At 60.8% G+C, this 13,132-nt stretch carries 10 protein-coding genes; 3 read left to right on the forward strand and 7 right to left on the reverse strand.

Annotation, left to right across the window (positions count from 1 at the left end; genetic code table 11):
• Positions 1–141: 141 nt before the first annotated feature.
• Entirely contained in the window at positions 142–885 is a 744-nt protein-coding gene (locus KP003_RS10575; protein WP_217299572.1) for a basic amino acid ABC transporter substrate-binding protein, read from the reverse strand.
• 266 nt (positions 886–1,151) lie between these two features.
• Between KP003_RS10575 and KP003_RS10580 the strand changes: the two genes are divergently transcribed.
• On the forward strand, positions 1,152–1,979 hold the full coding sequence (locus tag KP003_RS10580; RefSeq protein ID WP_239027507.1) for a DMT family transporter: 828 nt from the start codon (positions 1,152–1,154) through the stop codon (positions 1,977–1,979).
• Between the two features lie 113 nt (positions 1,980–2,092).
• Positions 2,093–3,145, forward strand: coding sequence for a threonine aldolase family protein (locus KP003_RS10585; protein WP_217299574.1), 1,053 nt, complete (start codon positions 2,093–2,095; stop codon positions 3,143–3,145).
• A 283-nt stretch (positions 3,146–3,428) separates the two neighbouring features.
• Here the strand turns inward: KP003_RS10585 and KP003_RS10590 are convergent, their stop codons facing one another.
• A complete protein-coding gene (locus KP003_RS10590) occupies positions 3,429–4,214 on the reverse strand; it encodes an ABC transporter permease (RefSeq protein ID WP_217299575.1) in 786 nt (261 codons plus the stop codon).
• Positions 4,207–4,953, reverse strand: coding sequence for an ABC transporter ATP-binding protein (locus KP003_RS10595; RefSeq protein ID WP_239027508.1), 747 nt, complete (start codon positions 4,951–4,953; stop codon positions 4,207–4,209). Before KP003_RS10595 ends, KP003_RS10590 begins: the two co-directional genes overlap by 8 nt.
• A gap of 196 nt (positions 4,954–5,149) precedes the next feature.
• On the opposite strand from KP003_RS10595, the gene KP003_RS10600 reads away from it, so the two are divergent.
• Positions 5,150–6,331: a multiheme c-type cytochrome gene (locus tag KP003_RS10600; RefSeq protein ID WP_217299577.1), complete on the forward strand. Its 1,182-nt coding sequence runs from the start codon at positions 5,150–5,152 to the stop codon at positions 6,329–6,331.
• Positions 6,332–6,511: 180 nt separating this feature from the next.
• On the opposite strand, the gene recG is transcribed toward KP003_RS10600, so the two are convergent.
• The 4 genes from recG to carB form a co-directional block, all read right to left on the reverse strand.
• Positions 6,512–8,824 carry an ATP-dependent DNA helicase RecG gene (gene recG / locus KP003_RS10605; protein WP_217299578.1) on the reverse strand — a complete coding sequence of 771 codons (2,313 nt, stop codon included), beginning with the start codon at positions 8,822–8,824 and terminating at the stop codon, positions 6,512–6,514.
• A gap of 48 nt (positions 8,825–8,872) precedes the next feature.
• A complete protein-coding gene (locus tag KP003_RS10610; protein WP_216499044.1) occupies positions 8,873–9,070 on the reverse strand; it encodes a DUF1858 domain-containing protein in 198 nt (65 codons plus the stop codon).
• Positions 9,071–9,137: 67 nt separating this feature from the next.
• Positions 9,138–9,614 carry a transcription elongation factor GreA gene (gene greA / locus KP003_RS10615; RefSeq protein ID WP_216499045.1) on the reverse strand — a complete coding sequence of 159 codons (477 nt, stop codon included), beginning with the start codon at positions 9,612–9,614 and terminating at the stop codon, positions 9,138–9,140.
• Between the two features lie 106 nt (positions 9,615–9,720).
• Complete coding sequence (gene carB / locus KP003_RS10620) at positions 9,721–12,969, reverse strand: carbamoyl-phosphate synthase large subunit (protein ID WP_217299579.1); 3,249 nt, start codon at positions 12,967–12,969, stop codon at positions 9,721–9,723.
• Positions 12,970–13,132 lie beyond the last annotated feature (163 nt).

The raw sequence follows: 13,132 nt of genomic DNA on the forward strand, positions 1-13,132 counted from the left end.
GCTTTCTTGTGACCGTCCTGGGCCGGTGTTTGCCGGCGGTGTTGATGCGCTACCGTGGTGCCATTCTCTTTAAAGAAAGCTCCTGCAGAGGCGGTTACTACTGTCGGGTAGTGATCCGTTCTGCAGGAGCTTTGAGGGTGTTTACTTAAGCTGCCACTTTTTCTTCAGCTGAACGTCGATCTTCTTTTTCTGAACCGCTGCGATACCCTTGTTCAGCTGGGCCACCAGCTCCTTGTTCCCCTTCTTGACCACGATGCCGTAAGCCTCCTTGGTGAAGGACTTGCCGACGATCTTGAACTTGGAGCTGTACTCCTTCTTCTGGAGAGCGTAGGTGATGGCGGTCGGCTCGTCGCAGACGACGCCGGCGATGCGGCCGGCAGCCATGTCCTCGAAGGCGAGACCGACTTCGTCATAGGTCTTCAGTTCGACGCCGGCAACCTTCTTGACTTCCATGGCGCCGGTGGTGCCGATCTGTGCGCCGATCTTCTTGCCTTTCAGGTCCGCGATCTTGGTCCCCTTCTCAGCCTTGGGCACGACCAGGATCTGGCCGATCTGGACATAGGGGGTGGTGAAGTCGTACTTGGCCTGGCGCTCCGGGGTGATGGTGACCGAGGAGATGATGGCATCGTACTGACCCGCCTCAACGCCGGCGAAGATGCCGTCCCAAGCGGTGTTCTTGAAGGTGACCTGCAGGCCGGCTTCTTTGGCGACGGCAGTCATGAAATCGATGTCGAAGCCCACGATTTTCTTGTTGGCGTCAACGAACTCCATCGGCGGCCAGGTTGCGTCGGACGCAACGGTGATCGCCTTCGGTGCGGCGAAAGCGGCAGACACAAAACAGAGTCCCAAAGCCAAAACTGCAGTCATCATACGAAGTGCTTTCATGCTTCCTCCATAAATTCTCTTTAATATTAAACGGCATACACCATTTAGCTTACCGCCGCATACTTTTAAAGCTATTCCACCCCTCTTGTCAACCACTTATTAATTTGGCGTTGCGCTCGTTTTAAGCTCATGTTAACTTGTCTTACCACAATTAAGTGAATTCAAGGTTTTATGAGGTCAAAATTACTTTGGGATCTGTCAAAAAATTTCGTGCGGGTATACTTCTTTTGATAACAACGTTCTTCTGGGGCGTAACTTTCACTGTTGTGAAGGACGCAATCAGCAAGGTGGACGTTTTCGTTTTCCTGTCACAAAGATTTTTAACCGCCGCTGCAATCATGCTTCCGCTTGCTTTAGCGCGCACTAATAGAGTAAAAATTAAGCTACTCACACACGGGTCCATCCTTGGAGTTCTCTTATTTGCATCCTACGCCTTCCAGACCGTAGCACTGAAGTACACGAGCGCCTCGAACACCGGCTTTTTGACCGGCCTGAGTGTCCTGTTGGTGCCGCTTTTCGGTGCCGCCATTTTCCGACATGCCGTCGGTCCCGGCATCAGGTGGGGTGTTGGGCTCGCCACCCCGGGTTTGTTCCTGCTTTGCACCGATGGCAGCCTCAGTTTCAACGTAGGTGACGTGCTCGGCGCCATCTGCGGGGCCTGCGTCGCCCTGCACCTCCTCTACACCAGCCACTTCGCCCGTCACGCCGACAGCGATGTTTACCTTCTCACCACGCTGCAGCTCTCCGTCGTCGGCGTGCTGAGCCTCGCCTCGGCGTTGCTGCGGGGCCGGCAGGTCTTCGTCTGGCACCCGGAACTCCTCTGGACCCTCGTGGTCTGCGTGCTGATAGCCACCATCTTCGCGTTCCTGGTACAGACCACCATGCAGAAATGGATCAGCCCGGCCCATACCGCGCTCATCTTCTGCACCGAGCCTGTCTTCGCTGCCGGCTATGCCTACTACGCCGCCGGCGAGAGGCTCGGTCTCCTCGGATTCCTGGGTGCCGCACTGATCCTCGCGGGGATGATCGTTTCTGAACTGCTCCCCGATGGAGCGGAGAGCGCGGACAGCGTAACCGTCGCCGCCGAAGGATGACCGCCGTCAAGTTATCGGTTGACACCGGTTTCTGCTTATAATAATTTTTTCGGTCTGGCCATACCGGTCATACATGAACAAGCGGGGCACCGGCCTCGCTAAAAGGGGAAGCGATGATAAACACGGGAGACCACAGCGAGCTCAAGCACCATTTCGCCAGCGACAACTACGCAGGGATCTGCGGCGAGGCGTGGCAGGCGATGGCGGAAGCCAACAGCGGGCTGGCCAGCTCCTACGGCGACGACCGCTGGACCGCGCAGGCCTGCGAGAAGATCAGGGAGCTCTTCGAGAAGGATTGCGAGGTTTTCTTCGTCTTCAACGGCACCGCGGCGAACTCGCTGGCGCTGGCATCGCTTTGCCAGTCCTACCATTCCATCGTCTGCCACGAGATGGCCCACATCGAGACCGATGAGTGCGGCGCCTCGGAGTTTTTCTCCAACGGCACCAAGGTGCTTCTGGTGCCGGGAGAAAACGGCAAGATCAACCTCGAGGCCGTCGAGCACACCATCACCAAGCGCAGCGACATCCACTACCCCAAGGCGCGGGCACTGAGCATCACCCAGGCAACGGAACTGGGCACGGTGTATTCCGTCAACGAGCTGCAGGCGATCGGGGAGCTGGCGAAGCGGTTCGACCTGCGGGTGCACATGGATGGAGCCCGCTTCGCCAACGCGGTGGCTTCCCTGAACGTGTCCCCCAAGGAGATCAGCTGGCAGGCGGGGGTCGACGTCCTCACCTTCGGGGGGACCAAGAACGGTTTCGCCATCGGAGAGGCGGTCGTGTTCTTCAACAAAGAACTCGCCTACGAGTTCGACTACCGGTGCAAGCAGGCCGGTCAGCTCGCCTCGAAGATGCGTTTCCTCACCGCCCCTTGGATCGGCATGCTGGAGAGCGGCGCCTGGCTGCGAAACGCGGCGCACGCCAACAACTGCGCACGGTTGCTCGCCAACGAAATCAAGAAGATCCCGCAGGTTCGCGTCATGTTCGAGAGCCAGGCCAACTCCGTGTTCCTTGAGATGGCGCCGGAAGCGCTGGAAGCCCTTCGTGCCCGCGGCTGGCACTTCTACACCTTCATAGGCTCCGGCGGCGCACGCTTCATGTGCTCCTGGGACACCAAGGTGGACGAGGTCGCCAACTTGGTGGCCGACATCAAGGCGTGCGTTTAGCCTATCGGACCACCTGATCAGCCCTGATCTTCCACCACAGGCGTCTACACTCCCCTCTCCCTCTGGGAGAGGGCTAGGGTGAGGGGATTGCCACTCTAAACCTCCCTCACCCGCCCTTCGGGCACCCTCTCCCGGAGGGAGAGGGGACCAGCGCGGGACCATCTCTACGTAAATTTGGTTGGAAGGTGCTTTACCACGTGCAAACAGAAAGGGACGCCGAGCTGGTTCGGCGTCCCTTTCTTTATTGCATCAGAAAATTCCTGATACTGTTTTTCGTTTTTCCCTACTGCATCTCCAACTGCTGAGCCTTGGTGAAATAGCTTCGATACCCCTGCAACACGATAAGATACGCGGTTATGGCAACGGCACCCGTGATGGCACACATGATCGCGACCTGGTAACGAACAGCGACCATCGGCTCGGTCCCCGAGAGGATCTGGCCGGTCATCATCCCCGGCAGGGAGACGATCCCCATGGCGGCCATGGTGTTGGCCGTCGGCATGATGGCGGCGCGGAACGCGTTTCGTAGCGCAGGTCTCGCAGCCTGTCGCGCGCTCGCCCCCAGGCAGAGCGCGGTCTCTATCTCCTCGCGTCGCTCCCGCATCTCCGCCCCCAGGCGCTCGGCAGCGAGGCTCGCGCCGTTCATGGAATTGCCGATGATCATCCCCGCCAGCGGGATCAGGTAACGCGGGTCGTACCAGGGGGAATAGTGCACCACCAGGGAGCAGAAGACGAAGGTGACGCCCCCGCAGCCGATCAAGAGTGCCGTCCCCACCACCTGGTAGAAACGCGGCATCTTCCGCTTGATACGCGCGCCGATCACCTGCATCGAGAAACCGCCCATGACGAGCAGGATAGCCAGTACCGGCAACGGGTGCTGCACGGCGAAGATGAAATGAAGCAGGTAGCCCACCGCAAGCAGTTGGAACACCATCCGCAGCGAAGCCCAGAGCATCTGCCCTTCCTGGCCGATCCGCTTCAGTTTCGCGAGCCCGATCGCGAGCAGCACCAGGCTGTAGGCGACAACGAGGTCGAGGATTCCCAGATTAACTAAGCCCTGATTATCCATCTACCCCTCCCTGATCTAAAGGCTCCGACAGGAACCTCTTCAGCTCCATGCTCGCCGGGTGTGCCAACAACTCGACAGCCCTTCCCTGCTCGATGATCCTGCCGGCTTCCAGGTAGAAACAATAATCCGCCACTTTTTCAGTCAGACGCAGGTCATGAGTCACCATGATCATGGCGAGGCTTCTGCCGCGACAGATCTCCCGCAAGGTGGCGGCAAGCGCGTCGGAAGTCCTGCGATCCAGCGCGCTCGTGGGTTCGTCCAACAGGAGCACCTGGGGCTTGGTGATCAGGGCCCGGGCCACTCCCACACGCTGCTGCTGTCCCAGCGACAGAGATCGCGCGTCCCGTTCAAGCAGTTCACGATCAAGCCGCGCCAGCGCCAACACCTCGGCGATCTCTGCGCTTTGCGCCGCAGGCGGAGCCTCGTGCCGGTAACGAAAGGGCATCTGCAGGTTGTCGAGGACCGTTCCCTCGAACATGAACGGTTTCTGCGGCACAAGGGCCACAAGGCGGCGCAACTGAAGCGGGTCCATGGCGGCGATGTCGGTACCACCGACCTCGATCCGTCCTTCGCTCGGGTCGGCAAGCCGGTTGATAAGGCGGATCAGCGTGCTCTTGCCGCCGCCGGACGGCCCTATGATGGCGCTGATCTCTCCCGACTTCGCCGAAAGGGACACGTCGGCCAGCAGCAGAACACTCCCCCCTTGGGCGTTTCGCCCGGAGAAAGAAACTCTTTCCAAGCGGACTATTTCTGACTTAGACGTATCCAACAGGATTACTCCTTATGCAGACATGGGAACTGTGACAGTCGAGTATGGTATCTTTACCAATCAAATCAAATCATGCGAGTATGACGGTGCCGCTGCTAATGTAATCAGGCTCGGTGCCGATACAATTAGTGCTTCACATCACTCGCGCAGGGCACACGGAGGTTCCATGCAGAAAGTGAAGTTCTTCGCCGGTTGGTTAGCCTGTGGCATAGTGCTGTCAGCGGCACCGGCCATGGCGCTGGACAGCAAGAACGAATTTGCTGGCTCTGAAGCCTGCAAAAAGTGCCACACCGAAGAATACAACAGCTGGAAGGAAACCTTCCACAGCAAAATCGTGCAGACCAAGCGTGCCGGAATCCTGAAAGACGCGGTGGCCAAATGGCGCACGGACGGCAAGAATGCGGGCCCCAGCGTCAGCAATGCGACCGGAAACCCCGCAAAAATGGATGACGTGCAGTACGTGGTCGGGTCGCGCTGGAAGCAGCGCTTCCTGGTAAAAAACGAGCAGACCGGGAATCTCCAGTTCCTGAACAAACAGTTCAACAGGCTCACGGGACAGTGGGAGAATTACGGCAACAAGAACGACTGGGACACTAACTGCGTCACCTGTCACACTACCGGGTACCGCATCCTCGACGTGGACGAAGCCACCGGCAAGACCCTGAAGTCGGAGTTCGTCGAGTTGGGCGTCGGCTGCGAATCGTGCCATGGTCCCGGCATGAAGCACCTGAAGGCGGTAAAACGGGACAAGAAGAGTACCATCTTCAATCCGGCGAACTTCACCGTGAAAGAGCAATCGAGGGTCTGCGGCTACTGTCATGTGAGGTTGGAAAACCAGCTCTACAAGACGTCCCAGGGCACCAACCGGGAGGACCTCCCCGCACCCAACTTAGGCGACAGCTTCACCGCCAGCGACGACTGGACCAACTGGTACCCCGACAAGGTCGTGATCCCAGGCGTGCAGCCCGACCAGCCTTTCAACAAGGAGTACAGCGGAGACCTCAAGGGGCTCTTCAACAACGACGACTTTGCCAAAGCGAACGGCATTTACGAGGAGGCGATGTACCACGCAGAGTACCAGGGCTTTCTGCAGTCGAACCACTACAAAAGCGGCATGCTCTCCTGCATCACCTGTCACGCACCGCACGCCGGAAAAGGGAGGCTGAGGAAGGTGGCGCGGGATGCCTGCCACAAGTGCCACGACGCCTCGTACACCGCCGAGAAGTACATGCCCAACACCGGCAAGTCCGCCGACAACTACTACATCAGGTCGCACACCTTCAGCGGTACCCCGCGCCAGCCAGCCAAAGGCACGGCGGCTGCCGCCCCGACAATGCGCTACGAGTAGCTAACGGAAACGTCTCTCAAATCCCGTCAAACTGCCCCGCCCCACCTCCCGCCTTCGAGGACTGGAACGCCACCGCGCGCAGGCCGGTCAAGGGAATGGGAGGCGCAAGTGCTAATAAGAAAGCCACGGCGCTACATGCCGTGGCTTTTTCTTTAGTTGCCGGTCCGACAGGAAAGACCTCTAACCAATGGACGCCAGCTCGAGACGTTTGCCCCAGCGCAGCATCAACTCCCCGCGCAGTCGCTCGTTGCCGGGCTTTACCAGCTCCGGGTCCCGCTCGACCAGCGCGAAGGCATCTTTTCTGGCCTGCTCCAGGACCCCGCCGTCTCGAAGTATGTCGGCCACGCGCAAGTCCGGCAGCCCCGCCTGCCGTGTGCCGAGGAAATCGCCCGGTCCGCGGATCTGCAGGTCCGCTTCGGCGATGACGAAGCCGTCCGAGCTTTTCACCATCACTTCCAGCCGCTTCTGGCCATCCTCGGAGAGCCTGTCCCCCGCCAGGAGGATGCAGCGCGAGCGTTCGCTGCCCCGCCCCACCCTGCCGCGCAGTTGGTGCAGCTGCGAGAGCCCGAAGCGCTCGGCGTGCTCGATCACCATGACCGTCGCGTTGGGAACGTCGATGCCCACCTCGATGACGGTGGTGGATACGAGGATGTCGGTGTTGCCCGCCTTGAATCCCTTCATCACCGCTTCCTTCTCCGCGGCGCTCATCCTGCCGTGCAGCACCCCTACCCGCAGGTCAGGGAACACGTCCTGGGCGAGATGCTCGGCCATCTGCACGGCCGCCTTCAGGTCGATCTTCTCGGACTCCTCGACGAGGGGATAGATCACGTAAGCCTGCCTCCCCTTACCCACCTCCTCGCGCACCAGGGAGTAGACCTCGCGGCGGCGTGACTCGCGCACCATGCGCGTCTCGATGGGCGTCCGCCCCGGCGGCAACTCGTCGATCACGGAGAGGGACAGGTCGCCGAAAACGGTCATAGAAAGGGTGCGAGGGATCGGTGTCGCGGTCATCACCAGGATGTCGGGGTTGGCTCCCTTCTTCTTCAGGAGGGCGCGCTGCACCACGCCGAAACGATGCTGCTCGTCGATGATGCCCAGCCCCAACCGGTGGAACTCGACCTTCTCCTGAATCACCGCGTGGGTCCCCACCACGATGAGGGTCTCTCCGGACGCTATTTTCTCCAGGGTGTCGCTTTTCCCCTTGATGCTGGCAGTCAGAAGCGCGACCGAGATGCCGAGCTTTTCGCAGTAGCCGTGGATATTGAGGTAGTGCTGCTCGGCCAAAAGCTCCGTCGGGGCCATGATGGCGACCTGGTAGTCGTTCTCCACGCAGATGAGTGCGGCCATGAGGGCAACGAGCGTCTTGCCGCAGCCGACGTCCCCCTGCACCAGTCGGTGCATCGGGTGCGGCGCGATCATGTCCTCCTTGATCTCGGAGAGGACCCGCTTCTGCGCGCCGGTCAGGCTGAAGGGGAGCAGCTTGAGAAGTTCCTTGGTGTAGCGGTGGCTGACCTGGAAGCTGATGCCGTCCTCGAGCGCGATGCCGCGCTTCTTCATGGCGAGCCCAAGCTGCAGGAAGAACAGCTCGTCGAAGGCAAGCGAGCGGTGCGCCTCTGAACGTCCGTTGTTGAGATCTGCCAGCGAGCCGGCGGGATCGGGCTGGTGCGCTTCCCTGAGTGCCACCGGGAGGCTCAGGAGGCGGTGCCGGCGCAAAAGTTCCTCCGGGAGAGCCTCCTTTACGTAGCGGCTGTAGCGGAGAGCGGTGTCGCGCATGATGCGGCGCATCACCTTCTGGCTCACCCCCTCGGTAAGCGGGTACACCGGGAGGATCCTGCCAAAGTTCTCTGAATCGCGCGCCATGACCTGCTCGATGTCCTCTCCCTCGCCGGCCCACTCCACCTCGGGGTGGTGCATCTCGCGCTGGAAACCGAACTGGGCCACGTCCCCGATGAAGATGCCGCGCCTGCCGGGTGTGAACTGCTTCTTCAGGAACTGGGGATGAAAGTTGAACCACTTGAGCGGCAGGCTGCCGGTCTCGTCCTTGACGATCGCCTCGAAGTAGCGCCTCCCCCCCTTGGTGACCTGCGCCTCGGCGGAGACCACGGTGGCGAAGAAGGCCTCGGAGTTGCCAGGGCGCAGTTCCGCGATCCGCTTCAACTGGCGCCGGTCCTCGTAGCGGTTTGGCAGCAGGTACAGGGCGTCCTCGACCGTAGCGATCCCCTTTTTCGCCAGGATATCGGCGAGCTTGGGCCCCACCCCCTTGATGGCGGTCATCGGGGTTTTCAGTTCTTCAGGGATGGAAACGACGGTGGCTGGTACGGACTTGGCTGGCTTAACGGGTTTGGCGGGCTTGGCCGGGACGTACCTGGCAACGTGGAGGGCGCCGTCGACGATCTCGACGCTGACCTGATCGCCGGGAGCGAGCTTCAGGGAATCCCTGAGCTGTTCCGGAAGCTTGAGCGACCCGTCTGGCGCGAGCGTTATGATTGGCATGGGAGAAAAAGAAAGGCGCCCGGAGCAGGCTCCGGGCGCCGGTCGTGGTTATTCGAAGATCTTGTTGAGGTCGGCGAGGATGTCGTCCACGCTGATACCGTGGGCGGAGCAGCCCTGCTCCAGGGACTCGTTCTGAGCGCCCATGCAGCCGATGCAGCCGAGGTTGTATTTAGCGAGCACCTTGACGACGTCCGGGTGCATCCTCATCACTGCGGCAAAAGTCATGTCCTTGGTTACCTGAGCCATGTAAATCCTCCTGGTCACGCGCTGGCGCGCATGTTGGTTGTTGGTGCGAAACGGGTGAGTGCTGCTTTTATTCGTAGCGGATCTCGATGATCTCGTATTCCTTCATCCCCGAAGGAACACTGACGCGGACGGTGTCGTCCAGCTTGTGACCGATCAACGCCTTGCCCACCGGCGAGGTGCAGGAAATCTTGCCCAGCTTGATGTCTGCCTCGTCCTCGCCGACGATCTTGTAGGTGATCTCTTCCTCGGTCGCGGTGTCGTACACGGTGACCGTGGCGCCGAAGACCACCTTGTCCGGCTTCAGGTTGGAGAGGTCGACCACGTAGGCCCGCGCCAGTTTGTCCTGCAGCTCCAATATGCGCCCTTCGATGAAACCCTGACGGTTCTTGGCCGCATCGTACTCCGCATTTTCAGAGAGATCGCCGTGTGCCCTGGCTTCTGCGATATCCTGGATTACCTTGGGGCGTTCTTCCTTAATCAGGCGTTTGAGGTCCTCCTGGAGGGCCTCGTAACTCTCCTTGGTCAATGGAACTGTCTGAGACATCGTATTTTGCTCCTTGATGAACTTATAGGGGGGCCTGGAGGCCCCCCGCTGTGCTGCATGTGCTGGATTTGGAAAGGGAGCGCCTTGTACGGCGCTCCCCGGTCGGTTACTTCAGGTATTCCTGGATGGACTTCACTTCCAGCTTGGACTGCGCCGTGGCGATGATGCCGTCGACCGCGGCCCGCGCCCCCGACGCCGTCGTGTAGTAGGCGACGTTGTGGATCAGGGTGTTCCTGCGGATCGAGTAGGAGTCCGCGACGGCCTGGGCACCGTGGGTGGTGTTGATCACCATGCAGATCTCGTTGTTCTTGATCGCGTCCACGATGTGGGGGCGCCCTTCGAGCACCTTGTTTACCACCTGGACCGGAATCCCCTTTTCCTGCAGGTAGCTCGCCGTACCGCGCGTGGCGACCAATTCGAAGCCCTGATCATACAGTCTTTTTGCAGCGCTGACAATATGTTTTTTGTCCAAGTCTTTCACTGATATGAAGACTTTACCGGTGGTCGGCAGCTTCACGTTGGCACCCATCTGGGCCTTGGCGTATGCCTTGGCGAAGGTGTCGCCGATGCCCATGACCTCGCCGGTCGACTTCATCTCCGGTCCGAGGATGGTGTCGACGCCGGGGAACTTGGCGAAGGGGAAGACGGATTCCTTGACCGAGATGTGCTCGGGAATGATCTCCTCGGTGACACCGAGCTCGGTGAGGGTCTTGCCGGCCATGACGCGGGCGGCGATCTTCGCCAGCGGCCTCCCCGTCGCCTTGGAGACGAAGGGCGAGGTACGGGAAGCGCGCGGGTTCACCTCGATGATGTAGATCTGGTTGTCCCTGACGGCGTACTGGACGTTCATCAACCCCTTCACGTTCAGCTCCAGCGCCATCACCTTGGTCTGGCGCCTGATCTCCTCGACGATCTCCTGGGAGATGGAGTACGGCGGCAGCGAGCAGGCCGAGTCGCCGGAATGGATACCCGCCTCCTCGATGTGTTCCATGATGCCGCCGATGACGGCGATGGTGCCGTCGCACAGGGCGTCAACGTCGATCTCGATGGCCTCGTCCAGGAACTTGTCGATCAGGATCGGGTGCTCAGGGGAAGCCTGCACCGCGGTGTGCATGTAACGGCGCAGGTTGTCAACGTCGTACACGATCTCCATGGCGCGGCCGCCCAGGACGTAGGAGGGACGAACCACCACGGGGTAGCCGATGCGGTCGGCGACGGCCTCGGCCTCCTCGAAGGAGCGGGCGGTGCCGTTCTCGGGCTGGCGCAGACCCAGCTTCTGCAGCATCTCCTGGAAACGCTCGCGGTCCTCGGCACGGTCGATGGCGTCGGGAGAAGTGCCGATGATGGGCACACCCGCCTTCTCCAGGGCGACGGCGAGTTTCAGAGGAGTCTGACCGCCGAACTGGACGATGACGCCGGTCGGCTTCTCCACGTCCACGATGTTCAGCACGTCCTCGAGGGTGAGCGGCTCGAAGTAGAGACGATCGGAGGTGTCGTAGTCGGTGGAGACGGTCTCAGGGTTGCAGTTGACCATGATGGTCTCGTAGCCGTCCTCGGAAAGGGCGAAGACACCGTGCACGCAGCAGTAGTCGAACTCGATCCCCTGGCCGATGCGGTTGGGTCCGCCCCCCAGGATGATGATCTTCTTGCGGTCGGTCGGCTCCGCCTCGCACTCCTCCTCGTAGGTCGAGTAGAGGTACGGGGTGTGTGCGACGAACTCGGCGGCGCAGGTATCGACCCGCTTGAAGACCGGTTTTACGCCGTTGGCGAGACGCAGTTCGCGCACCTCCCCTTCCGTGATCTTCCAGAGCTGGGCCAGGTACTTGTCAGAGAAGCCGAAGCGCTTGGCCTCCCAGAGGGTGTCGCGCAGCGCTTCACCGGACTGCCCCTTGATATCGGCCGCCTTCAGGCACTCTTCCATCTCGATGATCTGGCGGATGTTGTGCAGGAACCAGGGATCGATGGCGGTGAGGGCGTAGATCTCCTCGACGGTCATGCCGCAGCGGAAGGCGTCGCCGACGTACCAGAGGCGGTCGCAGTTCGGGGTCCTGAGCTTGTCCAGCAGGAGGTTGCGCTCCTTCTCGGTGAGGGCCCGGCGGGTATCGCCGCCCACGCCGAAGAAGCGGGACTCGAAACCGCAGGAGCCGATCTCCAGGGAGCGGAGCGCCTTCTGGAAGCTCTCCTTGAAGGTGCGGCCGATGGACATCACCTCCCCCACCGACTTCATCTGGGTGGTGAGGGTCGCGTCCGCAGCCGGGAACTTCTCGAAGGTGAAGCGCGGGATCTTGGTGACCACGTAGTCGATGGTCGGCTCGAAGCAGGCCGGCGTCTCCTTGGTGATGTCGTTGGTGATCTCGTCCAGGGTGTAGCCGACGGCGAGCTTGGCGGCGATCTTGGCGATCGGGAAGCCGGTCGCCTTCGAGGCGAGCGCCGAGGAGCGGGAGACGCGCGGGTTCATCTCGATGACGATGAGGCGGCCGTTTTTCGGGTTGATGCCGAACTGGATGTTGGAGCCGCCGGTGTCGACGCCGATCTCGCGGATGATCTTCAAGGAGGCGTCACGCAGGATCTGGTATTCCTTGTCGGTCAGCGTCTGCGCCGGCGCCACGGTGATGGAGTCGCCGGTGTGCACGCCCATGGCGTCGAAGTTCTCGATGGAGCAGATGATCACGACGTTGTCGGCCGTGTCGCGCATCACCTCGAGCTCGTACTCCTTCCAGCCGATCAGGGACTCCTCGACCAGGATCTCGTCGGTCGGGGAGGCCTCGATGCCCGCCATGGACATACGCTCGTACTCTTCCATGTTGTAGGCGATGCCGCCGCCGGTGCCGCCCAGGGTGAAGGAGGGGCGGATGATGGCCGGGAAGCCGACATGCTTGATCACCTCCATGGACTCCTGGTAGTTGTGCGCCAGACCCGACCTCGGGATGTCGAGGCCGATCCTCACCATCGCCTCCTTGAACAGGGTGCGGTCCTCGGCCTTCTTGATGGCCGGGAGCTTCGCGCCGATGAGTTCCACCCCGAACTTCTCCAGGGTGCCGTTCTCGGCCACCGCGACCGCCGTGTTGAGCGCGGTCTGGCCGCCCAGTGTCGGCAGCACCGCGTCCGGGCGCTCCTTCTCGATGATCCTGGCCAGGACCTCCGGGGTCACCGGTTCGATGTAGGTGGCGTCGGCGAAGTCCGGGTCGGTCATGATCGTTGCCGGGTTGGAGTTCAGGAGGACTACCTGGTATCCCTCCTCCTTGAGGGCCTTGCAGGCCTGGGTACCGGAGTAGTCGAACTCGCACGCCTGGCCGATGACGATCGGGCCCGCGCCGATGATGAGGATCTTCTTGATGTCTGTGCGTTTAGGCATTGTAAATCACTCCATTACTCTCTTTATTAAACACGTTCCGTCAAAAGCGAATCTTTAAAGGCGGGCGAATGATTATTCGCCCCTACAAGGTGCCGAGGTCCCCTTGCGGAGAATCATGATGCGTCTGCAGGTCAGGTCGTTGTAAGGGCGAATGATTATTCGC

Source organism: Geomonas diazotrophica (genome assembly GCF_019063885.1).
In the GTDB taxonomy this organism is placed as follows: domain Bacteria; phylum Desulfobacterota; class Desulfuromonadia; order Geobacterales; family Geobacteraceae; genus Geomonas; species Geomonas diazotrophica.

Coding starts and splice junctions, on each gene's coding strand:
- KP003_RS10575 (WP_217299572.1), bottom strand. CDS start 885: ATGAAAGCACTTCGTATGATGACTGCAGTTTTGGCTTTGGGACTCTGT.
- KP003_RS10585 (WP_217299574.1), top strand. CDS start 2,093: ATGATAAACACGGGAGACCACAGCGAGCTCAAGCACCATTTCGCCAGC.
- KP003_RS10590 (WP_217299575.1), bottom strand. CDS start 4,214: ATGGATAATCAGGGCTTAGTTAATCTGGGAATCCTCGACCTCGTTGTC.
- KP003_RS10600 (WP_217299577.1), top strand. CDS start 5,150: ATGCAGAAAGTGAAGTTCTTCGCCGGTTGGTTAGCCTGTGGCATAGTG.
- recG (WP_217299578.1), bottom strand. CDS start 8,824: ATGCCAATCATAACGCTCGCGCCAGACGGGTCGCTCAAGCTTCCGGAA.
- KP003_RS10610 (WP_216499044.1), bottom strand. CDS start 9,070: ATGGCTCAGGTAACCAAGGACATGACTTTTGCCGCAGTGATGAGGATG.
- greA (WP_216499045.1), bottom strand. CDS start 9,614: ATGTCTCAGACAGTTCCATTGACCAAGGAGAGTTACGAGGCCCTCCAG.
- carB (WP_217299579.1), bottom strand. CDS start 12,969: ATGCCTAAACGCACAGACATCAAGAAGATCCTCATCATCGGCGCGGGC.